Raw genomic sequence first — 26,094 nt, 5'->3', positions numbered from 1 at the left:
GCGCTTGCCAACCATAAATTCTGTAAAACCAAGCCATTAATGGCATTTCCGCTCACAATTTGTTTACATAACGTTTTTCGTGAGATTGCTAACACGCAAGGAGCATCTATGCTAAACCCTGCAACAGCGCAAGCAGTGATCGACCATGCCCTTTTCCTTGGCGCCGATTTTGCCGAACTGTTTATCGAACATCACCAGTCCAGCTCTGTCGAGCTACTGTCTGGTGACATTGACAAAGTCAACTCCGGTATCGATTTTGGTATTGGCGTACGCCTCTTTTTCGGCCACAAAGTGCTTTACGGCTACACCAACAGCACCGACGAAGAAGAACTAAAGCGAGTCACAGGCCTACTCGCCGCCAAAGATAAACGCGACCAAATCGCCAATGCGGGCACGCTTAACCTGAGCCGCTATCAGAGCAAACATGCTTGTCAGCAGCCTTTGAGCCAAAACTCAAATCTTGAGGCAAAAATTGCCTTCCTGCGCCAGTGTGATGCTGCCGCACGAGATGAAGATGAAAAAATAAATCAGTTCATCGGCCGTATTTTGCAACGTGAACAACAAATCGAGATCTTCAATTCAACCGGTCTACACATTGGTGATACCCGCCATTACATCCGTGTTGCTGCCACAGCAATTGCACAAAATGGCAGCGAGCAATCGACTGGCTTCGAAGCGCCTGGCGCACTAACGGGCTGGGAATTCAATACCCAGTTGGATGCCAAAGAGCTTGGCCATACGGTGGCAAAACAAGCGATGGTGAAACTATTTGCTGAGAATTGCCCTTCTGGTGAAATGCCGGTCATTATCGGTAATGGCTTTGGTGGCGTTATCTTCCACGAAGCCTGTGGTCACTTGCTGGAAACGACCTCGGTTGCCAAAAAAGCATCGGTCTTCCACGACAAGATGGGCGAGATGATTGCCAATCCAGTGGTGAGTGCGGTCGATGATGGCACTATGACCAATGAGTGGGGCTCAATCAATATCGATGACGAGGGTATGGAAACCCAACGTACCCAGCTGATCAAAGACGGCAAGCTAACGAGTTTCATGGTTGATCACATGGGCTCACTGAAAACCGGCTTTACCCCAACCGGGTCCGGCCGACGTGAATCCTACAAATATGCGCCGACCTCAAGGATGCGTAACACCTTCATCGAACCGGGTGATAGTTCACTGGATGAAATGATCGCCAGCGTTGAGAAAGGTATCTATGCCAAGAAAATGGGCGGTGGCTCAGTACAGCCTGGTACCGGTGAGTTTAACTTTGCCGTACAAGAAGCTTACTTGGTCGAAAACGGCCAGATCACCAAACCATTAAAATCAGCGACATTGATCAGCACAGGTCCAAAAGTGCTTAAAGAGATCTCGATGATCGGGCGTGATTTCGCCTTGGCCGCAGGAATGTGTGGCTCTGTAAGCGGCTCGGTGCCTACCACAGTTGGCCAGCCTGCACTTAAAGTAGACAACATTCTTGTAGGGGGTAACTAATGGCTGATCAACAACAACTTCAACGCGCGATAGATCAAGTTCTTGAACGTGCCAAAGCAGCAGGTGCCGAAGCGGATGTGATTGCCAGCGGCAGTAACAACTTCTCATTGAAGGCCAATGCGGGTGAGCTCGACGAGTACAAGGTGACATCAGGTCAAGTCATTGGCGTGCGTATCGTCAAAGATCAGCACATTGCCACCAGCTATTCTGAGTCATTGGAGCCTGCTAGCCTAGATATGATGGTTGAGCACGCTCTCGCCAATGCCACCTTCACCAAGCAAGATCCTCATCAAGTGATTGCGTGCGCTAACAGCCAGCTTGTGACGGAATACCCGGAGGTTTATCAAACAGACACCGCCACGGTTGATGACAAAATCACCCTTGCACTGGCCCTGGAAAAAGGTGTCGTCGAGAAGCCGAACGCAACCTCAGCACCGTACAACGGTTTCGGGGAATCAGATAGCCAGGTCATTCTTGCCAATACACTCGGTACTCGTTGCTACCACCAAGAGCGTTCTACCTACTGTTATGCCTACACCTTGTATGAAAAGGACGGTAAGCAGTCGATGCACGGCGGCATGTCTACTGGTCGTCGTTTCGACGAACTCGACCCACAGTACTGCATCAATCACGGCTATGACATGGCCAAAGCCCTGCTCGATGGCGAACCGGTCAATACTGGCAACTACAGTGTAGTGTTCGATCTCAGCTGCCTGAGCAGCCTGTTTGGTGCATTCGGCATGTGCTTCTCAGGACAATCGGCCATGAAAGGGATTAACCCGTGGCGCGAGTCGTTAAATACACAGGTGGCGAGTCCGCTGCTGACAGTTTCAGATACAGCATATATCGAAGGTGGCTCAGCTATAAAGGCCTTCGATAGCGAAGGTTTTGCGACATGCGATACCATTTTGATTGGTGAAGGACAATTACAGAGCCTATTGCATAATAGCCATACCGCTAGTTTCTTCGGCATTGAAAATACCGCCAACGGTTCTCGCTCTGCCAAAGGCGGTTTGGGCGTGTCTGCCCGCCATACCGTTATTGCTACGGGTCAAAGCAGCGAAGCTGAGCTGACCGGCGGTGAGTATCTTGAGTTGATTGAGCTTCAGGGTGTCCACTCCGGTGCTGATGCAGTAAGTGGTGACTTCTCATTTGGCGCAAGTGGCTTCCTATGCCGAGATGGCAAACGTGTCCAGCCAGTACGGGGGATCACTGTAGCAGGCAATTTCTATCAGATGATCAAAGAAATTGACGCTGTAGGAGATACGCTAACTCACGATCACGGTAAAAGTTTCTTCGCCCCTCTTATCCGCTTTAACAAGCTGAGCATTGCGGGTAAATAGTGCGAAAATAACCTAACGTCCACCAGCAGGCGAATTTCCTGCTGGTGTCTCTAATGATAGAAGCATTATTAATTTTCATCACTACAAATTTATTTTTATAGTGACATCGTCACTTCTTATCTTTAGAGCTCATTAATCAAAATTCCGCCACCCCATCACGTGACACACATCACACTTGGCTGCATCTTGACTTTATCCTGACTTTACCCACAAAAAAACAAGCATTTGCTGAACTTTCCATAACAATTGCTTTCATAATTTCTGATTCAATACGCACATACTGAGAAACATAATAAAAGCTGTATATAACATAAATACAATGTACACATTTTATTTATTCGCTTGTTAAATAGAATAACTTTGTGTAATGCTAATGCAGTGTTTGTAGCAGTAGTTAATATCAACCAATTGTGGAGAATAATAATGAAACGTTCTATGACTCTTGCCGCTGGCCTAATTCTAAGTGCAACTCTTATGGGCTGTTCAAGCAGTGAAGAAGCCGAGCAACTAAGTCAATTGACAAATAAAGTTGATGCTCTATCTGATCAAGTTTCAACACTACAAGGTCAGCAAGATCAAATGGCCGGTGCCGTTAATGATACACGTGCCGCCTCTGATGCCGCTTACCAAGAAGCGATGCGTGCTAACCAGCGCATTGATAACATTGCTAGCTCTTACCAGAAGTAATGTAAAAAAGTGGCGTAATACGTTGCGCCACTTTGATATTGCGTTTTCATGTAACGAATGTCAGATCAAACTATGGCGTTGTCAGGATCGACCAAGCCATAGGTATTGATGCTCGCCTCACCCAATTCTGGTTCAAGGTAATCCCTGACCACATCAATCGAATCAGCCTCCCACATGCACTGGCATAATTTGTGCCTCTCAACCACCATCGTGGTATGAAGCCGCATACCTGTCGGCGGGTGGGTAAGCATCCCGCTTGCTTTCTGCCAAAACAATTCAGGATCCGTGATCTCATGCTGGATAACGATAAACATCCCTACTCCTTCAAATCGTTTCAACAATAAATATTAGCTAAATTATAGGAGACATTTTGCCGCAACGATGTATCAACAGTGAAGAAAATCAATTGGTTGGTACAGATACATCCAGTTCTGGCTGGAGCGAGATAATCTTCTCAACCAAGGACAGATTCAAGCTAGCGCGTTTTTTGTGTGCAAAGTTGAACATCACGACTTTCGCCGTACCCGTCGTGGTAACTGCGCCTTGCTGCTTACTGACAATTATATATTCCATCACGAAGCTATCATCAGCAAGCACAGACACCCGGCTCCCCACCAATAATGTATCCGGGTATGTCACGGGTCTTCGGTATCGACTGGAGGTTTCGCTGAGTACGGGGCCGACTTGGGTCGCTTGCATTTCTTCCATTAAACCGATCCCGGCAAAGTATTCTAACCTCGCCGTCTCAAAATAACGGAAATACACCACGTTATTCACATGGTTTAATGCATCCATCTCACCCCACGCTACCGGAATTTCGGTAACAATAGGGTAGCCCTCAAGTAAATTAGACATATGCTGATCCTTGCAGAATGTTTTGAATATTCTCTATACGAAAAATCGTGGTGACAAACACCTATTTTAAACAAGCGTTCGACTACTAACCTATACCCAGGATAACAACTTTGCAACATCCGAGCTTCTTTCTTGTCGGGCCAACTCATTTTTCGTCACTCCACGAAGGGATATGCTCATGATGATGAGTATCTTTTCTACAGTTATGAAAGCAGCGTGTAAATTTTCAGCGTAAAAACAGCAAAGGCCTTAATTTATAAGGGCTAGCGGATAGATTTACGGTATCCTAAGCCACCTTTTTTCGACCTGACGAATCATGAGTAATTTTTCGGCAGGTTACAATCGGCTTAGAGCCAGTTAAAACGATCAAACATTATGCTTTACGATAACAATATTCCAGTTCGTTACCCCAAAGGGGTCTTTGCGATGGGGACGGTATACAGCTTTACCGGTGCATCCATCCTTGCATCTATCATTTTTTCACTATTACTATTCCTTTCAATCGATGAAGATCCGGTCATGCAGATCTTATTTGCCGGCCTCGCTGTCATCTTCGAGTTAGGGAAGTTTTTTGCCTGGTATGAATTTGGCGAGCGACGCGCACGACGCAACTATGCCGGTGCCATTTCAGCTTTCGCCTTTTACGCTGTCTTAGCGGCTATTTCAATCGGCGGTTCTGTTGGCGGTATCAATAGTGCAACCAATCAGGCTCAGAGTCATGTCAATGCCCAACAGAGTAAGGTCAACAACTACAACATGCAGATCACTGCGATTGAGAGGCAAATTGAGCTCAATAATGTTGCGGCTGAGAAGTATATCGAAATGGAACGTATCGCAACCGGTGTTGCCCGTATCCAGCGTGAAAATGATGAGCTACGCGAGCAACAGTTAAAGCTTGCGGCAGAACGTGATAGCTTACCTGTGGTCAACCAAGGCTCAGTGATCGGGCTTATCGACAGCTTAGCTAAATCGTTAAAGGTCGAAACTGAAACCGCCCAGCTGAGCTTGGTGATTTTCTTATCGGTATTGCTCGATTTCTTTGCGGCCTTTTTCGTCGGCTTAATTGGCGAAGAGCTTCGCTTTAGAAACCAATTCAGACGTGTAGGCCCTATCACTATTGATACTTTTGCCGACAATGAAATCAAAGAGCCGGAGTTGCTGACAAACCAACAACAAGAACAAACTGCAGGCGATAGCGGGCAAGCTGAACAAGCGGCGGAGATTCCAGCTGAACCAGAAACGCCTAAATCACTATATGAACAAGCAATCGATGCGTTGAGTACTAATCAGGTCAACTGCACTAAGCGCGCTGTTACCAAGTACCTGAAGACCAGCAGTGATGAGGTTGATGAGATCTTCAGCCAGTTCATGACAGAAGGGATCGTGAGCAAGAAACCTAACAACCATTATCAATGGCACGGGGTTCCGCAAAACGGATAAGCAACGACAGCTCAATTACCTCTTTAGCTAATACCAAAAAGCCCGGCTTTATTTAAAAATAAAGCCGGGCTTTTTATATCAAGCGGACGCTGTACCTCTAAAGACCTTTACGGTATTGAGCCATCGTCGTTGGAGAAACCTCTTCATACAGTGAAGTAGGTTCAACATCGCCATTCAACTGCGAACGGAAAGCTTTAAGCAACGCTGGCTTATCCATCCCTGTCTGGGTTAACGTTTTAATATCTCTTAGATCGACAAAATATCCATCGAACAGTTGTGCATGATCCTTGATGACATCTAAGTTGAGGAAATTTTCTTGGCTGTACAGAGAGTTATGATCACCACGCTGTTTATCGACCACAAACGATGACTCTTTCATGCTCAGGATCGATGCTGATTTATCGCACTTTCTCAAACACTTGTCATCAAAACGCTTCTTCTTACAGCCTACTGTTTGGTGGAATAAACACTGGCGGCTCGTTAGCAGCATAATCGGGTGGTAAATGCTGTAAAACAGCTCGAAACCATCTGGCTTAACGATTTGTTTCATTTGCTGCTGTTTGATCTCGTTGGAAATAAACGAGCCGGCGCAGTTAAACTCTTCTTTTAAACACTTCAAGCTATAGGAGTTGGTCACATTCATCTGCGGACCCGCGATCCACTTAATCCCAAGTTGTGACGCTGCAAAACCGACACCATTATTGTTGGTCACGATTTGCGCTGGCTTGACACTGTTCAGGAATTCAACCGCTGCCTGATAATTTTCGCCAATCAAAATAGCAGGGAACCATGGGATAAGCGCGGTGTTTGAGCTAAACAGTGATACCATTTTCGCCAAATTACTGTGCATCGCTTCAGGTAGCTGGTAGTACACATTCACTTCGTCATCTTGTGCCAGTGCAATATCCGCTTCTGACGAAATAAGTACGTTTAAGCTCGGGGTCGCTTTACTGTCGCGCTGTTGTGCAACCAGCTTAGGAAGTTCAACAGGGCTCACCGTTGGCCTAGAACCGTTTAAGATGAAGGCAACCTGCTCTTTTATCGCCGCTTGCTCTTTATAAGGGATAAACAACCCATCATCGAGTTTCGTCAGCTCAACACTCGCAACATGGTGATCGGCATTGGCAAAGCCCTTAGCCCACTTAGTGACCGTAGCTTCATCTAAGCTATGCTTACCCGCCTTAATCAGCGGTGTAGACGACGTGACAGTGAATGTTTCATTAGGCGTGCTGATCGTCACCGAAAGCTGCTCACCTTCAACACCTGCAACAAAAACACTCAACGCATTAATACTGATATCGAGATCTTTGGTTTGGGCATCAACCGTCTTGATGATCTCCGTTTTGTCATCGTATAGCTTCTTTTTGACCTGCTTTATCTGCTCTGTGCTGGTACAGCTGTAGATCTTTGAGAAGTGATTGGCCGAATGATCGCGCGGATTATCAATAAACATGCTTTTATTGATATCACCCTGCAGGTAAGCATTTGAAAAATCACGGTTAAATACAGTGTACAACCCCGTGGTATCCGTTAGTACCTCGCCTGACTGGCAATAGTTATCAATCTGTTTACGCCAACTATCAACCACAGTATGAACATAGTGGGATTTCTTAATTCGCCCTTCCACTTTTAGCGAATAAACGCCAGCATCAGCCAAAGCCGCCATATCCGAATAGGCCGAGTTATCTTTCATGTTCAGCGGGTAATCTTTGCCGGCATCAGTCGTTTGGTACTGATCACGGCAAGGTTGGCTGCAACGGCCGCGGTTACCCGAATTACCGTTACGCACTGAGCTGATATAACACAAACCTGAAAAGCCAATACAGTAAGAGCCATGCACAAACACTTCCATCAACACGTTATGTTGGTGGCCAAACTGGGCAAGGTGTTTAATTTCATGGATATTAAGCTCACGAGAAAGGTTCACACGGCTTGCTGTAAGCTGGTGTAAGAACTGAATTTGTCCTTCATTATGAGTATTCGTCTGTGTTGAAGCATGCACGTCAAGGGTTGGGAAATATTCTTTTAGGATATAGAACAAGCCCATGTCTTGAACAATCACGCCATCAACCTTGGTATTTACCAGCTTGTTTAGCAGACGAATAAGCGCAGGAATCTCACTTTCTAAAATAATGATATTCAGTGTAAGAAAGATCTTGCAGTCATGTTGATGGGCAAGTTTGATAATGCCGTTGAGATTCTCGAAAGTCAGATTCGTTGCACGGTTTCGGGCATTGAAGTTATCAAGCCCACAGTAAATTGCGTCTGCCCCCGCGACAATTGCCGCCTTGATCGATTCAATATCACCACCCGGTGCCAACAGCTCGAATTGGTTTTTATTCACAACAGTACCCACTTACCAACCACATCTTCAAAGGGGGCGTATTCTACGTGGTACGGTGCTAAAATTCCATCACTAACAGTGCGGTTAATGGGTATAATCAAACCTCGTTATCGTGCTCAAAACACTGCAACTTAAGCCATTGGCCCAGTGTTTTGATTTCAAATTGCTTGGCTCGTGATTGCTTATACACAAAATAGAGATTGTCACCCGTTGGCAACTCATGCATAGGAATACGTACTAGGTTTTGCTGATGGTCATGCTCATTGAGGAAATAGTCATTCAAGAAGGCAATTCCCTGATGATATTTCACGGCCTCTGCGGCAAGAACCATATGGCTAAAGTGGCTGACCTTTACGTCATCAGGCAAAGTAAACCCACCTCGCTGGCACCAAGCTTGCCAGTCTTTGGCCTGATTACCGTCTTTAAAAATCGAATGTACCGACAATAAAGGATGATCCCAGAGCGCCTCAGGCAATGGCTTGTCTTGGATCTGCAGCCAAAGTTTTTGGCTGCAGAATGGGTACAGCAACTCCTTGTACAAAAAATCACTGACATAGTTTTTCTTCGGAGGATGGGCTGTAATGAAACAATCTGCTACCTGATCTGTAAATTCTGGCTCATCGGCAAACATTGCAAGAGATAAATCAATTTCAGGATGTTGCTGACGTAAACTCTCCAGCCTCGGTACCAGCCATTTCACGGCTAATGAGCTGTACATAGCAAGGCGAATTTTCCCACTTTCACCCTCTCGGATTTGCTGGCTGGCCTGCGCAATATTTTGCAGTGAATGGGAGATCTCTTCGTAGTATTTTTCACCCATTGGCGTCAAAGACAAGCGCCTCCCCTGCCGAACAAACAACGTTTCACCCAGATACTCCTCTAACAATCGAACCTGATGACTAATGGCGCTCTGTGTTACGTTCAGAGCCGTTGCAGCATGCGAGAAGCTATTTAAGCGGGCAACAGATTCGAAACATTGAACAGCCCGCAATGGTGGTAACTTCATTATTAGGTAGGCTCATACTAAGTGAATTTTTATCATTATATATGAAGGCTATTTATAGATTAAGCTTACCCAGTCACAACTCGTGACTTTCTTTTTTGCGCTAACACTGAACACACTTCAGTCAATGACAGGAGCTTGGTCATGCCTTCAATGTCTGTTGGAATGGCAATGGGTTTACTCATTGTCGGGAACCTTATTGCCGTTTTTTCTGATGCCTTAATTAAAACGCTTGGACAAGATATTGCTGTTTTTCAATTTGTCTTTTTCAGGCAGCTAACCGCAGTGCTAATCTTGCTTCCTTTCTGTTACCGGAGTAGCAGAAAAGAGCTGCTCGATGGATTGAAGTGGCATGCCTTACGAGCGCACATTTGGCTAATGGGTGCCATCTTTATGGTGTTTTCTCTTAACGCCATGCCGCTGGCAACCGCTAACGCCATTTTTTACGCAGCCCCGCTTATAATGCTGCCTTTAGCATTGCTTCTGTACCGCGAAAAGCTATCTCGCTACTCCATAGCTGCTGGCGTACTGGGTTTTGCCGGGGTCCTTGTCATTATAAGGCCAACAGAGTTTGAATGGTCGGCATTAGCAGCCTTGGTCGTGGCATTGACTATTGCAGGCAATAACCTGCTGATACGAAAGCTGCCTAAACATCAAAGTGTCGCCCAAACATTACTGCTGACCAACCTTACCGGGATCCCGGCTTCACTTTGCCTAGCCCTGTGGGAAGGAAGGGAGTGGGATTGGTCTCCGCTGCTAACTGCGGCAGGCTCCAGCAGCTTTATTCTGATTTATGCCGCCATCTGTGTGGTGGCTTACCGGGCTGCGGAAAGTAATAAAATAGCCAGCGCGGAATATAGCGGTTTACTCGGTGCCGTCGCGGTGGGATTAGTCTGGTTCGGTGAAACGCCCGACCTCATTACACTGTTTGGCACTGCAATGATTGTACTGCCGCTACTCTGGCTTGCCAGGGTTGAAAAACAACGAACAATTAAAGAATAAGATTAGGAACCAATATGTCAGCTTTTGTTCTTTCTCAAATCCTTATCGGCTTTGCTGTATGCTTTGACCTAATTTCATTTCAGTTCAAAGACAAAACAAAAATCATCAAATGCTTTGTATGTGCAGTGACCTTAATCGGCATTCACTTTGCATTGCTCGAACAATGGACGGGTGCTGGCTTAATGGCGCTAGGCGCGATTCGTTACACCACAAGCTTATATACAAGCTCGAAGAAAATGGCGGGGCTTTTCTCGTTCTTCACCCTCATCATTACCTATATGACGTTTGCCGGCCTGACAAGTATCGTAAGTTGTGCCGCAGCACTGTTCCAGAACGTAGCTGCATTTTCTAAGCATGACAAGCAATTAAGGCAGCTAATGATTGTTGGTACGAGCTTATGGCTAACCCACAATATCCTTATTGGTTCACCGTCGGCTGTGGCGCTTGAAGCACTCTTTCTCACGAGTAATTTAATTGGCTATTACCGCTACTACATCAAAGCACCTTCAGCAGCAGCCAACCAAATGTAAAAAGGGCCTGTAAAATGTAAAAAAGGGCCAATAGGCCCTTTTGTATTACCATTATTCGATATCAAGCTGCTGTATCACTTCGCAGCCGAACCTTTTCAAGAAGGATTGAGATCGGAACAATCGGCCCCATCATATTTACCCGAAGCGCGTCGCTACCTGATGCAAAGTGCAGCTCAGACGAGTCATAAGAGGAATAGTTATACTTATAGTTAAACTTTCCTGTTGCGATGTGTAACAGATCGAACTCTTTACGGTGGCAAGAGATATAAGCACGCCAGTACATTGCATCCACGACTTCTGACGGGCGTTCTGCACGAATAATAAATCGCCAGCTTCCATCCTCGCCGTAGAAATCCAAAGGAAAAGTATTTTTTGTTTTTCTTTTGCTAAACAACGTCTAATAATCCACTTAACCAGCCTATCAATTTAATTATGCAAGGATTGAAGCAGAATGGAAGAGATTACAGTTCAAAACCGTCAATTTTGACATAACTGTACAATTTTCGACGCTTTTTATTTAACTGCACCCAAGGCTCCTCCCGCCTTCGGGCTCTAGTAGCACCTAGACCCAATCCATTAGGATAACTAACTGCCGACCAATATATAAGCCTCCCCTATTCCAGATGCAAATTATTGATTAATTACTTATATCTACTTTGTGCAGTAGCGCTAATTTTATCTACAAGCCATCCCACATAAAATTTACTCACCCATACGATAAATAAAACTAATGATGACTTGCTCACTAAAAGTACATTTTAAGGAGTACCTGACGGTAAGAAGTGGTAACATCCGCCATGATTTACATTTGGTTACAAATTAGCACCCTGTAATCCAATCCCTCAATCCATAGATATAGAGATGTAATATGTGGAACAGACTCAATAAGTCGATGATGGTGTGCCAGATGATGTTTGGCCTTTCTTTCTACGGCGTGATGGTGATCCTTACCCGTTTTTTCTTAGAAAACCTCAATTACAGTGAAGCTGACACCATGATGGTTGTTGGTGCTTTCTCATCCATAGGTCCATTGTTCGCTATTGCTGGTGGTTTTATAGCTGATAAATTTCTAGGTGCCTACCGCTCGTTAACAATCAGCTATCTGGGCTTTGCTGTGGGTTATGCTCTGCTAGTCATGGGCGCATCTACCCTTAACGTTCCAATGAGCTTGATCGGTATTGCGCTAGCAAGCTATTCACGCGGTCTAATGTCACCTTCTTACCCAAGCCTGTACAAGCGTACCTTCAAATCTGAAGAAGATTTCGAAAACGCCTACCCGGTCAACTACTCGGTCAATAACATTGGTGCACTCCTAGGTCAGTACTTTTTCCCAATGATCGTATTGATCCTAGGCTTCAATGGCAGCTTTGCCCTCTCTGGTGCAATGGCAGCTCTCGCCTTCATCATTTTGCTGGTATCACGCAAGCCACTGCTCTCTGTCGCTACTGAAATGGACAACCACTCTACCAGCGCAAAAAACTGGGTTGCCTTTACTGTTATTTCAGCATCGATGATCGGACTGGTTTTCTTCATGTTCTCAAACATGGATATCGGCAAAAACATCGTTTATGCCATTGGCGCTGCGGCTATCGGTTACTTTATCTGGCTGATGATGAAAGCTAGCCGCTCTGATTCACTTAAAATGGGCACGATTTTAATTATCACGGCCCTTACGACTGCATTTTTCGTTTATTACGGCCAAATGATGACCTCGATGACCATGGTGACTATCAACACCATGCGTGGTGATCTGTTCGGTGTTATCCCTATCGCTCCAGAAGCCTCAATGGCTATGAACCCGCTTTGGTGTATTGTTGGTGGCCCGCTAGTCTCTTGGACTTTCTCTTCGCTAGAGAAACGAAACATCAATTTCTCTACTGCAACCAAAGTAAGCTTTTCCTTTGTCTTAACTGCCATAGCCTTCGGTATTTTGACGATGGCGGTCTACAACATCGGTGAAAATGTCATCATCCGCCCAGAAGTCTTTTTAGCTATCCACTTCTTCCAAGCATTAGCAGAAGTGATTGTTGGCAGCTTAGTTGTGGCATTTATCCTATCGGTAGCGCCGAAGCACATTGAGAACTTCTCAGTCAGTCTGTTCTCTGTCGCTATCGCGCTAAGTGGTATTGTCGGGGCAGTATTTTCAACCTCTATTGCAATGGAGAAAGGACAGGAGATCACGCAAGAGGTGGTACAAACGGTCTATGGTGACTACTTTAGCCTATTGACAATATTGGCTGTCGTGATGGTTGTTGTTGCCCTACTCGCCTCTCGATTGATACGAGTCATGCTGAAAAAAGCAGAAACCGAACCACAGGAAGATGCAACGTTGGCTGAAGCATAACCTGTATTCATTCAATAACACTATGACTACAAGAGGCTCCGAATGGGGCCTTTTTTATTGCCTATCAATCGTAAGCAACAAGGATTGAAGAGAGGTTGTTCAATACATTGATATTTGGTGAAAATTACATCAAAAGATGAGAGGAAAATGAGGAAAGCGTGGGTACTATCTTTTCTAAGGTAACACAAAAAAAACTGTATTATTAGACTTGTTAAAAAACTTTCTCAGCCTATAATGCTGAAAACCGGAGCGTCTGCCAACGCTCCGGTTTTTTTGTGCCTGCAACATGGTGTATGGAAATGCTGTCTGCCAACAGCCACCAACCATGTGGCAATATTCGATAAGATTTAAGGAATTACCAATGCGTATCGAACAAGACTTGAAGCTGGGTTTTAAAGATGTACTGTTTCGTCCAAAACGTTCAACCCTAAAAAGCCGTTCTCAAGTTGAATTAACCCGCGATTTTACATTCAAGCATAGCGGGCGTCAATGGTCTGGTGTACCAATTATTGCTGCTAATATGGACTCTGTTGGTAGCTTCGAAATGACGGCTTCCCTGGCCAAGCACGGCGTGATGACCGCGGTTCAYAAACACTACACCGTTGCGGACTGGGCTGAGTTTGTAAAAAACAACGACGCGAGCGTGCTGAACAACGCTATGGTATCTACCGGTACGTCTGAAGCTGACTTCCAGAAAACCAAAGATGTGATGGCGCTTTCTGATGACCTTATCTTTATCTGTATCGATATCGCCAACGGTTACTCTGAGCACCTTGTACAGTACGTGCAGAAAGTACGTGCTGAATTCCCTGACAAAGTGATCAGCGCTGGTAACGTGGTAACAGGCGACATGGTAGAAGAGCTTATCCTTGCAGGTGCTGACATTGTTAAAGTSGGTATCGGCCCGGGCTCTGTATGTACCACTCGCGTTAAAACCGGTGTGGGCTAYCCWCARCTRTCTGCCATCATCGAATGTGCCGACGCTGCACACGGCCTAGGCGGTCGTATCATCGGTGACGGTGGTTGTGCCTGTGCCGGTGACGTTGCCAAAGCGTTCGGTGGCGGTGCTGACTTCGTGATGCTTGGCGGTATGCTGGCTGGCCACGAAGAAAGYAACGGTGAAGTTATCGAACAAGACGGCAAAATGTTCATGAAGTTCTACGGCATGTCTTCTCAGAGCGCGATGGACAAGCACTCAGGTGGTGTTGCCAAGTACCGTGCGGCTGAAGGTAAAACCGTTCTACTGCCTTACCGTGGTCCAGTTGAAAACACTATCCAGGACATCATGGGTGGCGTACGCTCTACTTGTACTTACGTCGGCGCAGCGCAGCTGAAAGAGCTAACCAAGCGTACAACGTTTATCCGCGTACAAGAGCAAGAAAATAACGTATTCGGTAAAGAGTAAATAGCTCACGTTAAAGGATACTTCTTCCTTTATCGACAAATACTTAAGTGAAATATCCCCAAAGGCCGCTAATCGCGGCCTTTTTGTCATCATCATTTAAATCTAACTTTTACATAATAAGCATTTTAAATGCACCTTTATGTTTTATACTACCCGCTCTCCTTTTTCTAATATCGAACGCCTTACTGCAGGATAAGTGAGGCAACGGGTATCATCATGGCTATTTCACGTCGCGCATTCCTCAAAGCCTCCATTGCCACCGCTGTTGCGGCTACTGGCGGCTTAACTGTCTTTCATGCTTCAACCCGTTTTGATGACGCAGATACCGTTATCATCCCCCATGCCAGCCATTGGGGACCATTTAATGCTGTTGTCAAAGACGGAATACTTATCGGTGTACAGCCATTAAAAGAGCTCGACGCCATGCCAACAGAGATGCTGACCGAAGGCATTATTAGTCGTGTATACGACAAAACACGGGTGCAGTACCCCATGGTCAGACAATCTTACTTGGCCAACCCAAAAGGTGATACCAAGCCCCATTTACGTGGTAAAGAACCTTTTGTACGCGTAAGTTGGGAAACCGCTTTAGCCTTAGTGGCAGATGCGATTCAAACCACAGCACAAACTCATGGTAACCAAGCTATTTTCAGTAGCTCTTATGGTGGTTGGTCCCATGCCGGCTTGATGCGACCGCAGGTATTACAAGGGCGCTTCTTTAATTTGATTGGTGGGCAAAGCACCACAACCGGTGATTATTCCGGCGGTGCATCACAAGTGATCCTGCCCCATGTCATTGGCGACATGGAGGTGTATTCACCACAAACAGCCTGGCCTGTTATCGAAGAGCACACTGAAGTTTTCGTCCTGATCGGCTGTGATCCTTGGAAGAACAATCGGATCGAATTTCGGGTTGCCGACCACCAAATGTACCCGCATTGGAAACGCTTTGCTGATAACGGTATGCAATTCATCTCGATTAACCCGCAGCGCACCCGAACCGATGACGAATTAAATGCCGAGTGGGTCAAGATCATTCCAAATACCGACACTGCATTATTCCTCGCCATGGCTTACCACGCCTACACCCAAGGCTTGCATGACACCGAGTACCTTGCCCGCTATACCGTCGGAGCAGACAAGTTCATTGACCATTTACTCGGCACGCACGACGGTATCGTGAAGTCTCCAGAATGGGCTGCTGACATCACCGGCATTCCAACCGAAGAAATCGTTAAAATGACTCAGCTATTTGCTAGCCATAAAACCCAGTTTGCTGCTGGCTGGTCACTGCAGCGCGCCGATCATGGCGAGATGACCCACTGGGCAATCATCAACTTTGCAGCCATGCTAGGTAAAATTGGTAAGCCTGGTGAAGGAGTGGGCTTCAGTTGGCACTACGGCAATGGTGGTATGCCGCAATCCGGCGGCATCATGCCTGTAGGACTATCACAGGGCAAGAATCCCGTGAATGCGAACTGCCCAGCCTCTCGTATCTCCGATATGCTGAATCATCCGGGTACACCCTTTACCCGGGACGGTATCGAATATACCTACCCTGACGTTAAATTGGTGTATAACGCAGGTAACAACCTCTTGTCTCACCAACAAAATACCAATGAACTCATTGCGGCACTCAATGAACAAGTAGAAACCTTTATCTGTCAGGATCCTTGGTGGTGTGCATCTTCACGCTTCGCTGACATTGTTCTACCGGCCACCAGCACGCTTGAACGAGACGATTTATCATCAGGCGGTACATACAGTAATGATAAAATCTACGCTATGCGTCAGGTGATTCAGCCTTACGGGGAAAGCTTGGATGATTTTGAGATCTTCCGCCGATTGTCCGAGATATTCGGGGTCGAAGAACAATTTACCGAAGGCCTCACCTACGCTGAGATATTAAAACGCGCCTATAACGCCTCTTCTGCCACCATGCCGTTCGAGGAGTTTTGGCAACAAGGCCATTCCCCTGTTACCGTCCCTGAAAGTGCCAATGCATGGGTGCGCCACGGTGACTTTTACCGCGATCCCGATCAATTTCCACTTCATACTACTTCAGGGAAGATAGAGCTCTACTGCCAAGACATTGCCAACTTCAACATCAAAGACTGTCCGCCAATGCCGACCTTCTTAGCGCCGTTTGAGTATCTTGGGAATGCTAAAAACAACCAAGTGCATGTTGTTAGCCCTCACCCGTACATGCGAGTACATTCACAAATGGCCAATGCAAAAGTGCGTGAATACGAAGATGTACAAGGGCGTCAATATGTCCTGATAAACAAGCAAGATGCTGAACATCGTGGGATCCGTAGCGGACAGTTAGTCGAAATATTCAATGAACGTGGCCGGGTCATCGCTGGGGCGAAAGTGTCAGACAAGATCATGTCTGGCGTGATCAGTTTGGAAGAAGGCGCTTGGCTGCAATTTGATAGCCAAGGGCGTTGCAACAGCGGCGCGATTAATGTGATCACCTCCAGCCAAGCATGCAGTGGATTAAGTCAGGCCAACAGTGCCAACACTTGCCTAGCCTTTATTCAGCGCTGTCGTGATCCTGAATCTAAAAACTTAGCGTTTGAACCGCCGCAAGTGCTAACCGATCACAATACAGCACCTATTGCGGTTACTGATGTTACCTTGGCTGTTGATGGGGCTGCCCATCAAGCAGAGCTCAGCCCCGGTGAAGCCCTGTTTTACCAACGCTGTACCTTATGCCATTCAGCAAAAGATCCGCGTCAGTACACCAAAGCGCAGTGGCGTGGCATTACTAAAAGTATGTTCCCACGAGCAGGGCTTAATCCCGCGGAGCGTAAAGCGGTGATGGCCTTCCTCGATGAAAACGCCAAAGACGCAGTTCCAAAACAGTAAGCCATAAGCTCAACCCAACATAAAACGCCACCTTCTAATGTGGCGTTTTTTCTGTCACGACCAATTCAAATTCTCAACCAAAAAATCGATAAACGCCCGTAAACGGGTACTCTGATGTTGCTCGGAATAATAAACAGCATTAACCGGGATGTTTTCTCGAATCCATAATGGCTGTAACACGGGAATCAATCTGCCCTCCCTAACTTCATGTTCGGCAGTAAATTGGGATAAGCACACAATTCCAAAATGATTAATCGCCATCTGCTTTAGGGTTTCACCATTATTGCTTGTTGCTATTGGGTTAGTAACGATGAACCTCTTCCCGCTACAGTCTACGAGTGGCCATTGATTCAAGTGTTCGAAGGCCATAAAACCTAAACATTGATGAGAAGCTAGGTCCTCTATCAGCTCTGGAACACCGAATAGCTCCAAATAATGCGGTGATGCATATAGCCCTCTTTGTGTTTCACCCATTTTTCTGGCTCGAATAGAAGAGTCTTTTAGATGTCCTATCCGGATAGCCAAATCTATATTGCGACCAATTAATTCAGTATTACTCTCATTGCTGACTAAATTCACCCGAAGTTTAGGGTACTTGGATTGAAGTTTGGGTAACAAGGGAGCAATAGCATAGATTGCAAATGGTGTTGCTGCATCAACAGTAAGTTCGCCTATCGGTTCTTCATGAGCACACGAAAAGTAATGTTGAATATTCTGGTGCTCATCCAAAATCGTATACGACTTTTCTAATAGCCAACTCCCCTCTAGGGTTAGCACAACCTGTCTCGTTGTTCGATTAAACAGGGTGATCTGTAAACTATGCTCTAGGTTTTTGATCGTCCTGCTCACCACTGAAGGGGCAATACCCTTACGCTCTGCTGCCACACTAAAGCTCTGGGCTTCAGCTACAGCGACAAAGAGTTCTAATTCACTAAGCTTTGGTGTCATAACTTCATTGATAACAAAAATGCTAATAGTTAATTAGCAATAGTAGCATTTAAGTAAAGAGGTTCACGGATTAAGCTAAAACTCATCCACTGTTAGTAGAGAGAACATCATGAAACGCGTGAATATTTACAACACTCAGCCTGAAGCCTACCACGCCATTTTTGCAGTAGAAAAATATGTGAAAGAAAGCAATCTTCAACCATTGCTAGAAGAACTCATTAGAACCCGGGTATCACAAATTAATGGTTGCGCTTATTGCATCCAAATGCACACGCAATCAGCTTTAAAAGCAGGTGAATCAGCTGAGCGCTTGTTCGCCTTAACCGCATGGCGCGAATCGACAATGTTTACCAGTGAAGAGCGGGCAGCATTAGCACTGTGTGATGAAATCACGCATATTTCAAACTCAGGGGTAAGTGATGATACCTATACTTCCGCGCAACGATATTTTTCAGACGAAAAAATGGCTCAAATCATCACATTAATCTCCCTGATGAATTTATGGAACCGAATCGCAGTCTCCACCAAGATCGCATAGATACCCTCTCTTAATAAAAGGCATCTTTCGTGAGCTTTAAAACCGAAGGCTACCTTTACGTAGTCTTTTGGGCTATTTCACTTAATGCATTTACCTAAGATTGTGTGCACTGGAAAAATACCCACGCGCAACTACAGTAATGTCTAGACCAATCACGTATGGCTACGCCATATAAGCTGAGAATATGAACTCCCATAGAGACACTCTTACCGGCCAAATTCAGGGACGTATCATCGTACCTGACGACAATGATTATGATGAAGTGCGACAAATTTGGAATGCGATGATTGATAAGCGGCCGGCTGTTATCGTCAAATGCAGCAGTGCTTCAGATGTTCTTTCCGCACTTAACTATGCCAAAGAAACTAACCTCGACATCACGGTTCGAGGTGCAGGACATAACATCGCTGGCAATTCGATATGCGATAACGGGCTAATGATTGATCTTTCTGACATGAAAGCGGTCACTGTCAACCCGCAAACCAAACGTGCGCTTGTTCAACCCGGGGCTACCTTGGCTGACTTTGATGCTGCTGCGCAGCAACATGGTCTCGCAACACCTGTCGGTATCAACTCGACAACAGGTATTTCAGGGCTGACCTTGGGCGGTGGTTTCGGTTGGCTGACCCGTAAATACGGTATGACTATCGACAATTTGGTTTCTACCCAAATCATTACGGCTGATGGGCAACAACTGACTGCATCGGCAACTGAAAATAGTGACCTCTTTTGGGCTATCCGCGGCGGCGGTGGTAATTTTGGTATTGTGACCGAATTTGAATTTCAGCTCCATTCGGTAGGTCCTGAGGTGCTTGCGGGATTAATTGTCTTTCCGTTCGACCAAGCTAAGCAGGTACTAGAACAATACCGTGAATTTACCCAAACGGCTCCTGAGGATCTCAACGTTTGGGTCGTCATGCGACAAGCACCACCATTGCCATTCCTGCCCGAAGACGTGCATGGCAAAGAAGTCATCGTCCTCGCGATATTTTACGTCGGTGATTTAGCACAAGGGGAAGCTTTGCTCGAGCTACTACGCCAATTCGGTACTCCACACGGCGAGCACATCGGTGCCCAACCTTATACGGCGTGGCAGCAAGCTTTTGACCCGCTACTTACCGAAGGTATGCGTAACTATTGGAAATCGCACAACTTTACTGAGTTACATGACGACGCATTGGATCAGCTGATCCAATATGCCGGCAGCCTCCCCTCGCCCCATTGTGAAATATTCATTGGTCAACTAGCGGGAACCGCCAATACCGTTGCCTCAGATGCAATGGCCTACAGTAGCCGAGATGCCAAGTTTGTCCTCAATGTCCATGCTCGCTGGGAAACCTCGGCTGAAGATGAAGCTGCTATCAATTGGGCTAGGGATTTCTTCAAAGCTACAGCGCCTTATGCCTCTGCCGGTGCCTATGTGAACTTCATGACGGAGGAAGAAGGCGGACGCGTTACGGATGCCTATGACAGCAACTATCAACGATTAGTCGAAGTTAAACGCCAATATGACCCAGGTAACCTGTTCCACCATAATCAGAATATTAAGCCCTAAAGTCGTTAAGTAAAAAGGTCATAATTACATGGCCTTTTACCAATATCTTAATTAACCTTGTTTTATATTATTTTGAAGTTAAAAAAACAAGGTTATTTATTTTTAATATATATAGTCACGTTTAATTTAACCCAATGTTAAATTCAAATACAGAAGAAACACTTTAATTACAAATCCCACAATTAATCTACATCCAGATCATCAACCATTATTTCACTGAAACACCAAGATAAATAACATATATCATTAAATATAAAGTATATATTCACGTATATCGAATTTAATTAAGATGATACCACCTTAATAAATATGTAGTATTTCCACTCACTTTAACCGACTCTGTCATAATTTTGACAGGAACCACAAGCAACAATCATGTATATCAAAGAGTTAGAATGAAATTATTTTTTCAATACGAAAACACCATATAAATTCCTTATAGGAATTAAAAAATCAACATATAGCATTATCAATTCTTTGCTATTTTACTCTCCTTATATCAAATTATATTTGTTACAAGAGACTCAACAATATAATCATGCTTAGTAAGGGAATTACAATTATGAAAAGATTGATGACTATTCTATTATCAATAGTATCTTTTAATGCATCAGCAGAAGCGATACTAAATGTTGAAGGCCAAATTCAAGTCAATGGACAGACAGTAATTAATAGTTCAGGTCAGTGGATTGGAAGTAACCAAGCTAATTCAGATATTATCACTATTAAAGATTACCGTAGCTCTCCAAGTGGTCAGCCTTTAACTTATCTCCATTATGATTTTACCACCGATTTATACTCATCAAATACAATAACTTATACATTAGATAGCAATACAGGTTTAATGAGTGAAAATGATATCGGTTTTGATGAAAATGGGGCTGAAGTAGATCGTTATACCTATCAGCCTACGGCTGTAAATGGTAATACTGTAACTGCAATAATTACCGAAACAGAAGGTGAAGAGCAAATACAATTCACTGAGGCTAAAACAACGGTGACTCACTTACCTAACACTATGGAAGTCGGCAAAAACTATGGCATGTTTTATTACCTCACCACAACAGGAGATGGAGAGGATGACTATATGCGCGATTACGAAACATTTAATATACTGGGAAAAACCACTTGGGCATTAGATAGCGTTCCAAGTGAAAACGTACCTGATGTATTCAACAGCAACAGAGCATTAAAATACAACGATTGCATCCTCACACTTAGGACCGAATCAGATCGATTCCGAACTCGCTATATCACCTATTGTAAGGGTATCGGTAAAGTTGAAGAAAGACGAGTAGAACATCGCCCGGGTAACGACACGAGAAGCCGTTTGATAGTATTAATCAATGCGGGGTAAACATCATGGAAAAATGGACATTTATCCTTTTTATTTCAGCATTAATAATTGGCTGTTCTGACAGTTCATCGCCTGCCTCGTCGACAAACTCAGACGAGATTTGGGATTCTGAAGACCAAATTGAAACTTTTATTGCCAGTGGTAAGGTTGAAGAAGGAAAAACAGTAACAATAAAACTGCCCGCTAACATGGATACGTTTGAAATTAGTGAAGATAAGCTTGGTGACGATGTTGACGTAGACGCTGCCGGAAATAAAATATTTACCGTTTCAGGAATACTCAATATTACCAAGTAACAATTCTAAATTAAGGCCGCTTAGGCGGCCTTTCATAGTGCCCCCTCTTTCTCTCTTTAGTACTCGACCCAGATCAAACTTCTGTCACTTAATCCCTAAGTGCTTCAAGGCTATGACTACACTTATAGTGAAAATCATCATTGGAAGGGGAAGCTATATGGACTTCACACAAAAGATGAAGCTACGAGGTAAAGCTGAAGAAGATCTCTATTTCGCGGAACAAGACAGAGCTCTCATTGAAGCACTGCACAATATGCAGAAAAACGGAGAACTTGAAAACTGGCATAAGTCGTCAAAGCATGACAGCCAAGCTAAGTCGCAATAAATTTGATTCAAACAACTTCTCGCGACTCATGATATGGCGGTCAGTTATGGGCGATTTATTGTCACCCTGTCTAACCCTTTCCAGTAAGAACAAAGAAAGCGAGTGTCTAAAGAGACACTCGCTTTTCAATAAATCAACTACCGTTAACTATAGAAGCCTTAGCTATAGAAACCTAGTCTTCACAGTGATCGAAATGTAGCTCTGGCATGAACAACGCAGGGTTATTTTCGGCCATTGCTTCGTATACAGCCCATTTTGACATCGCTGTATTTTGTGAACGTTCAAACAATTCATCCGCATGTTCCGGGTTGGTACGACGGAGGTTACTGAATCGGTTTTCGCCTTTCATGAACTCTTCTTTGGCAATTGAAGGACGTAACTGATCGAGCATGAATGGGTTTATCCCCTCTTCACGTAACATTGGATTGTAGCGGAACAATCTCCAGTGACCAGACGCCACCGCTTTCTTCGCCTGCTGGCGCGCTAGTGACATATCAAAGCCGTGTGCAACACATGGGCTGTAAGACAGAATCAATGATGGGCCATCATAAGCATCGGCCTCACGGAGGGCTTGCAGTGCTTGCTGAGGATTCGCATTCAAACAAATTTGTGCGACGTAGACATTACCGTATGAAATTGCTTGTAGCGCCAACTCTTTACGGTGCGTCTCTTTACCGCCCGCGGCAAATTTCGCCGTTGCGGCAAGTGGTGTGGCTTTAGAAGCTTGACCACCAGTGTTTGAGTACACTTCGGTATCCATCACAAGGATGTTGATATTTCGGCCAGAGCCCATTGCATGGTCTAACCCGTGAGCGTCGATATCATACGCCCAGCCATCACCGCCCATGATCCAGATTGAGCGTTTGATCAATGAGTCAATTGCAGCATCGAGTAAACCTGCCTTAGGTTGACCTTGAACTCGCTCTCGAATGGTGTCGATACGATCGCGCTGTAAGCGGCAATCCACTTCTGTTTCTTGCGTAGCCGTTAGCGTCGCTTGCACAAGGTCTTTACCTATAACGTCTTCCATTTCCATCAGCAGTCGTGTTGCTTGATGCATTTGATGGTCAACTGAAATACGGTAACCCAAACCAAACTCTGCGTTATCTTCGAAGAGTGAGTTCGACCACGCAGGGCCTAAGCCGTTCTCACCGGAAGTCCATGGCGTGGTTGGCATGTTACCGCCATAGATGGATGAACAACCTGTCGCGTTGGCGACCATCATGCGCTCACCGAACAGCTGACTAATAGTTTTCACAACCGCTGTCTCACCACAGCCGGCACATGATGCTGGGAACTGGAAGTAAGGAGGCAAGAATTGCACCCCTTTCACGGTTGAATAATCAACTTGCTCAAGCGGCAACTGTGGCAATGCATCAAAGTACTCAACGTTCGGCTTCTGCTCTTCCCATTGCGGTGCCGCCTCAACCATGTTGATCGCTTTACGATCTGGATCAGTTGGGTGACGAGAAGGACAGGCATCGACACACAGCGTACAGCCCATACAGTCTTCTGCGTAGACCTGAATGGTATAGGCCATATCAGGAAAGCCTCGTGCGGCAACATCGGCATGCTTGAAGTTCTCAGGAGCATTTTCCAATTCAGACTTGTTGTACAACTTGGCGCGAATGGTGGCGTGCGGACAGATGAATGAACAGTTACCACACTGAATACACAGCTCAGGATCCCAACTTGGTACACTGATAGCCTGACGGTGTTTGTCAAAGGCAGTTGTACCGGCAGGGAAAGTACCGTCTGCAGGAATCACTGATACTGGTATCAAGTCCCCGCGCATCGCCATGACTTCCTTGGTGACTTTCTGCAGGAACTCGGGCTGATCCTTGCCAATGGTTTCACGCATACCGATGGCTGATGTCGCTGACTCAGGAATAACCACTTTTTTCGTTGCCGATACCGCGAGGTCAACAGCATTCCAGTTCATCTCGACAATATCCATACCCTTACGCGAGTAGGCAACGTCAATCGAGTGCTTAATTTCTTTAATCGCCCGATCTTGATCGAAGATATTTGCCAACATAAAGAAGCCGGTTTGCATGATGGTATTGATACGTTTCCCCATCTTGGCTTCAGCGGCAACTTTAAACGCATCCAGTACATACAAAGACAGTTTTTTATCGATGATGGTTTGCTGAACATGTTTAGGTAAGTGGTTCCACACTTCACTTGAATCATACGGCGCATTCAGCAGTACCGTCGCCCCTTCTTCGGCCAAGTCCAGACATTCAAACTTGGTCAGGAAGTTAAATTGGTTGATACCAATAAATGACGCAGATTCAATCAGCCATGGCGCTTCGATAGGCGTATCACCAAAACGCAGATGAGATACGGTTCGCGAGCCTGCTTTTTTAGAATCGTAATCGTAATAGCCCTGCACGAATTTGCCATCGATACCACCAATGATCTTGATAGTACTTTTGCTCGCACCAACGGTACCGTCTGACCCCCACCCATACAGTACAGCACGTACGGTATTTGCAGGCTCCAGCAGATAATTAGGATCAATTGTTAAGCTGGTCCGGCTAACATCATCGTTAATCCCTACTGTAAATTGACTAATATTCGTTGCTGCCGTGGCATTTTCAAATGCAGCTTTAACCATCGCAGGCGTGAACTGCTTAGAAGACAGCCCATAGCGGCCGCCAGTAAGCGTCGGCATTTTTGCAAGGTTACCGATACTGATCTGTTGCACGATCGTACTCATCACATCGGTATACAGTGGCTCAGCAACTGCACCTGAGGTTTTACAGCGATCCATGACAATCATGTTTTGGCAAGTAACTGGCAATTGCTTCATGAAGTAATCCATCGCAAACGGGCGATAGAGGTGTACTTCAATCATACCAAGCTTAGCACCTTTAGCATTTAGGTCATCAATCGTTACACGGACGGTTTCCGCCCCTGAGCCCATGATTACCATGACTGTCGTTGCTTCTGGATCACCATGGTATCCGAAGGGTTCGTACTGCCGGCCCGTCAATGTTGCGAACTTATTCATGGCTTTCTCTACGATGCCCGGTACGGCTTCGTAGTATGGATTAACCGCTTCACGCCCCTGGAAGTAAATATCTGGATTCTGCGCGGTACCACGGATAATAGGGTTTTCCGGCGATAGTGCTCGTTTACGGTGTGCAACCACCAGCTCGTCATCGATCATATCGCGGATAACGTCATCTGAAACAACATTGATCTTGTTGACTTCATGTGAGGTTCGGAAGCCATCAAAGAAGTGCATGAAGGGGATACGAGACTCTAGCGTAGCCGCTTGCGCAATCAATGCATTGTCGTGCGCCTGCTGTACTGAGCTTGAGGCCAACATGGCAAAGCCCGTTTGATTACACGCCATCACATCTTGGTGATCACCGAAGATCGACAGTGCCCCAGTCGCCAAAGAGCGTGCAGCAATATGAAAGACACTTGGCGTTAATTCACCAGCAATCCGGTACATGTTTGGGATCATCAGCATCAAACCTTGCGACGCTGTGAAAGTCGTGGTTAACGCACCTGTTTGTAGGGAGCCATGCGTGGCACCCGCTGCCCCACCCTCAGATTGCATTTCAATAACATTGGGTACGTCACCCCAAATGTTTTTAATTTTCGCAGCTGAATATTGATCGGATAATTCAGCCATTGGTGAAGATGGGGTGATAGGAAAAATAGCAGCAACTTCGTTAGTGCGGTATGCATTATGTGTGACAGCGGTACAGCCATCCATTGTTTTAAAATTATCTGACATCTTATA

At 45.5% G+C, this 26,094-nt stretch carries 21 protein-coding genes; 14 read left to right on the top strand and 7 right to left on the bottom strand.

Going from position 1 to position 26,094, the window contains the following annotated elements; genetic code table 11:
• Positions 1-108 precede the first annotated feature (108 nt).
• The 3 genes from L4D79_RS01395 (at position 109) to L4D79_RS01385 (ending at position 3,521) form a co-directional block, all read left to right on the top strand.
• Entirely contained in the window at positions 109-1,491 is a 1,383-nt protein-coding gene (locus tag L4D79_RS01395; protein ID WP_428646355.1) for a TldD/PmbA family protein, read from the top strand.
• Complete coding sequence (locus L4D79_RS01390) at positions 1,491-2,834, top strand: TldD/PmbA family protein (RefSeq protein WP_428646352.1); 1,344 nt, start codon at positions 1,491-1,493, stop codon at positions 2,832-2,834. The genes L4D79_RS01395 and L4D79_RS01390 overlap by 1 nt, the downstream gene beginning before the upstream one ends.
• Before the next feature lie 423 nt (positions 2,835-3,257).
• Entirely contained in the window at positions 3,258-3,521 is a 264-nt protein-coding gene (locus L4D79_RS01385; protein ID WP_428646350.1) for an Lpp/OprI family alanine-zipper lipoprotein, read from the top strand.
• A 65-nt stretch (positions 3,522-3,586) separates the two neighbouring features.
• Here L4D79_RS01385 and L4D79_RS01380 read toward each other — a convergent pair whose 3' ends face one another.
• Positions 3,587-3,835: a hypothetical protein gene (locus L4D79_RS01380; protein ID WP_428646347.1), complete on the bottom strand. Its 249-nt coding sequence runs from the start codon at positions 3,833-3,835 to the stop codon at positions 3,587-3,589.
• An 88-nt stretch (positions 3,836-3,923) separates the two neighbouring features.
• Positions 3,924-4,376, bottom strand: a complete 453-nt coding sequence (locus tag L4D79_RS01375) for an acyl-CoA thioesterase (protein WP_428646345.1) — start codon at positions 4,374-4,376, stop codon at positions 3,924-3,926.
• A 375-nt stretch (positions 4,377-4,751) separates the two neighbouring features.
• Between L4D79_RS01375 and L4D79_RS01370 the strand changes: the two genes are divergently transcribed.
• Positions 4,752-5,816, top strand: coding sequence for a Preprotein translocase subunit SecY (locus tag L4D79_RS01370; protein WP_428646343.1), 1,065 nt, complete (start codon positions 4,752-4,754; stop codon positions 5,814-5,816).
• A 97-nt stretch (positions 5,817-5,913) separates the two neighbouring features.
• On the opposite strand, the gene L4D79_RS01365 is transcribed toward L4D79_RS01370, so the two are convergent.
• Positions 5,914-8,172: a peptidase U32 family protein gene (locus tag L4D79_RS01365; protein ID WP_428646340.1), complete on the bottom strand. Its 2,259-nt coding sequence runs from the start codon at positions 8,170-8,172 to the stop codon at positions 5,914-5,916.
• 85 nt (positions 8,173-8,257) lie between these two features.
• The gene (locus tag L4D79_RS01360; protein ID WP_428646337.1) at positions 8,258-9,166 is read right to left on the bottom strand and encodes a LysR substrate-binding domain-containing protein; all 909 of its coding nucleotides are present in this window, start codon (positions 9,164-9,166) and stop codon (positions 8,258-8,260) included.
• Positions 9,167-9,307: 141 nt separating this feature from the next.
• On the opposite strand from L4D79_RS01360, the gene L4D79_RS01355 reads away from it, so the two are divergent.
• Both L4D79_RS01355 and L4D79_RS01350 read left to right on the top strand, forming a co-directional pair.
• Positions 9,308-10,165 carry a DMT family transporter gene (locus L4D79_RS01355; protein ID WP_428646334.1) on the top strand — a complete coding sequence of 286 codons (858 nt, stop codon included), beginning with the start codon at positions 9,308-9,310 and terminating at the stop codon, positions 10,163-10,165.
• 14 nt (positions 10,166-10,179) lie between these two features.
• Complete coding sequence (locus tag L4D79_RS01350; protein WP_428646331.1) at positions 10,180-10,695, top strand: YgjV family protein; 516 nt, start codon at positions 10,180-10,182, stop codon at positions 10,693-10,695.
• A gap of 61 nt (positions 10,696-10,756) precedes the next feature.
• Here the strand turns inward: L4D79_RS01350 and L4D79_RS01345 are convergent, their stop codons facing one another.
• Complete coding sequence (locus tag L4D79_RS01345; RefSeq protein ID WP_428646329.1) at positions 10,757-11,089, bottom strand: hypothetical protein; 333 nt, start codon at positions 11,087-11,089, stop codon at positions 10,757-10,759.
• A 474-nt stretch (positions 11,090-11,563) separates the two neighbouring features.
• Here L4D79_RS01345 and L4D79_RS01340 point away from each other — a divergent pair, with 474 nt between their 5' ends.
• The 3 genes from L4D79_RS01340 (at position 11,564) to L4D79_RS01330 (ending at position 17,315) form a co-directional block, all read left to right on the top strand.
• Positions 11,564-13,039, top strand: coding sequence for a peptide MFS transporter (locus tag L4D79_RS01340; protein ID WP_428646327.1), 1,476 nt, complete (start codon positions 11,564-11,566; stop codon positions 13,037-13,039).
• A 361-nt stretch (positions 13,040-13,400) separates the two neighbouring features.
• On the top strand, positions 13,401-14,444 hold the full coding sequence (locus tag L4D79_RS01335; RefSeq protein WP_428646325.1) for a GMP reductase: 1,044 nt from the start codon (positions 13,401-13,403) through the stop codon (positions 14,442-14,444).
• Positions 14,445-14,660: 216 nt separating this feature from the next.
• Complete coding sequence (locus tag L4D79_RS01330; protein ID WP_428646322.1) at positions 14,661-17,315, top strand: molybdopterin-dependent oxidoreductase; 2,655 nt, start codon at positions 14,661-14,663, stop codon at positions 17,313-17,315.
• Positions 17,316-17,369: 54 nt separating this feature from the next.
• On the opposite strand, the gene L4D79_RS01325 is transcribed toward L4D79_RS01330, so the two are convergent.
• Complete coding sequence (locus L4D79_RS01325) at positions 17,370-18,263, bottom strand: LysR substrate-binding domain-containing protein (protein ID WP_428646319.1); 894 nt, start codon at positions 18,261-18,263, stop codon at positions 17,370-17,372.
• A gap of 109 nt (positions 18,264-18,372) precedes the next feature.
• On the opposite strand from L4D79_RS01325, the gene L4D79_RS01320 reads away from it, so the two are divergent.
• The 5 genes from L4D79_RS01320 (at position 18,373) to L4D79_RS01300 (ending at position 22,334) form a co-directional block, all read left to right on the top strand.
• A complete protein-coding gene (locus L4D79_RS01320; protein ID WP_428646316.1) occupies positions 18,373-18,801 on the top strand; it encodes a carboxymuconolactone decarboxylase family protein in 429 nt (142 codons plus the stop codon).
• A gap of 184 nt (positions 18,802-18,985) precedes the next feature.
• Positions 18,986-20,356, top strand: coding sequence for an FAD-binding oxidoreductase (locus tag L4D79_RS01315; protein ID WP_428646314.1), 1,371 nt, complete (start codon positions 18,986-18,988; stop codon positions 20,354-20,356).
• 562 nt (positions 20,357-20,918) lie between these two features.
• A complete protein-coding gene (locus L4D79_RS01310) occupies positions 20,919-21,713 on the top strand; it encodes a hypothetical protein (protein WP_428646311.1) in 795 nt (264 codons plus the stop codon).
• A gap of 5 nt (positions 21,714-21,718) precedes the next feature.
• Complete coding sequence (locus L4D79_RS01305; protein ID WP_428646308.1) at positions 21,719-22,009, top strand: hypothetical protein; 291 nt, start codon at positions 21,719-21,721, stop codon at positions 22,007-22,009.
• Between the two features lie 157 nt (positions 22,010-22,166).
• On the top strand, positions 22,167-22,334 hold the full coding sequence (locus L4D79_RS01300) for a hypothetical protein (RefSeq protein ID WP_428646305.1): 168 nt from the start codon (positions 22,167-22,169) through the stop codon (positions 22,332-22,334).
• Between the two features lie 172 nt (positions 22,335-22,506).
• Here L4D79_RS01300 and nifJ read toward each other — a convergent pair whose 3' ends face one another.
• Complete coding sequence (gene nifJ / locus L4D79_RS01295) at positions 22,507-26,088, bottom strand: pyruvate:ferredoxin (flavodoxin) oxidoreductase (protein WP_428646303.1); 3,582 nt, start codon at positions 26,086-26,088, stop codon at positions 22,507-22,509.
• Between the last annotated feature and the right edge of the window lie 6 nt (positions 26,089-26,094).

This window comes from Photobacterium satsumensis (assembly GCF_050336935.1).
Lineage (GTDB): Bacteria > Pseudomonadota > Gammaproteobacteria > Enterobacterales > Vibrionaceae > Photobacterium > Photobacterium satsumensis.
Note: the sequence above shows the minus strand (reverse complement) of the source record. Positions and strands in the feature narration are given on the sequence as shown.

Bases quoted from the DNA above. Each gene is read 5' to 3' on its own strand.
- L4D79_RS01305 (WP_428646308.1), top strand. From the start codon at position 21,719: ATGGAAAAATGGACATTTATCCTTTTTATTTCAGCATTAATAATTGGC.
- L4D79_RS01380 (WP_428646347.1), bottom strand. From the start codon at position 3,835: ATGTTTATCGTTATCCAGCATGAGATCACGGATCCTGAATTGTTTTGG.
- L4D79_RS01375 (WP_428646345.1), bottom strand. From the start codon at position 4,376: ATGTCTAATTTACTTGAGGGCTACCCTATTGTTACCGAAATTCCGGTA.
- L4D79_RS01360 (WP_428646337.1), bottom strand. From the start codon at position 9,166: ATGAAGTTACCACCATTGCGGGCTGTTCAATGTTTCGAATCTGTTGCC.
- L4D79_RS01385 (WP_428646350.1), top strand. From the start codon at position 3,258: ATGAAACGTTCTATGACTCTTGCCGCTGGCCTAATTCTAAGTGCAACT.
- L4D79_RS01370 (WP_428646343.1), top strand. From the start codon at position 4,752: ATGCTTTACGATAACAATATTCCAGTTCGTTACCCCAAAGGGGTCTTT.
- L4D79_RS01390 (WP_428646352.1), top strand. From the start codon at position 1,491: ATGGCTGATCAACAACAACTTCAACGCGCGATAGATCAAGTTCTTGAA.
- nifJ (WP_428646303.1), bottom strand. From the start codon at position 26,088: ATGTCAGATAATTTTAAAACAATGGATGGCTGTACCGCTGTCACACAT.
- L4D79_RS01395 (WP_428646355.1), top strand. From the start codon at position 109: ATGCTAAACCCTGCAACAGCGCAAGCAGTGATCGACCATGCCCTTTTC.
- L4D79_RS01340 (WP_428646327.1), top strand. From the start codon at position 11,564: ATGTGGAACAGACTCAATAAGTCGATGATGGTGTGCCAGATGATGTTT.
- L4D79_RS01325 (WP_428646319.1), bottom strand. From the start codon at position 18,263: ATGACACCAAAGCTTAGTGAATTAGAACTCTTTGTCGCTGTAGCTGAA.
- L4D79_RS01350 (WP_428646331.1), top strand. From the start codon at position 10,180: ATGTCAGCTTTTGTTCTTTCTCAAATCCTTATCGGCTTTGCTGTATGC.
- L4D79_RS01355 (WP_428646334.1), top strand. From the start codon at position 9,308: ATGCCTTCAATGTCTGTTGGAATGGCAATGGGTTTACTCATTGTCGGG.
- L4D79_RS01315 (WP_428646314.1), top strand. From the start codon at position 18,986: ATGAACTCCCATAGAGACACTCTTACCGGCCAAATTCAGGGACGTATC.
- L4D79_RS01320 (WP_428646316.1), top strand. From the start codon at position 18,373: ATGAAACGCGTGAATATTTACAACACTCAGCCTGAAGCCTACCACGCC.
- L4D79_RS01330 (WP_428646322.1), top strand. From the start codon at position 14,661: ATGGCTATTTCACGTCGCGCATTCCTCAAAGCCTCCATTGCCACCGCT.
- L4D79_RS01300 (WP_428646305.1), top strand. From the start codon at position 22,167: ATGGACTTCACACAAAAGATGAAGCTACGAGGTAAAGCTGAAGAAGAT.
- L4D79_RS01310 (WP_428646311.1), top strand. From the start codon at position 20,919: ATGAAAAGATTGATGACTATTCTATTATCAATAGTATCTTTTAATGCA.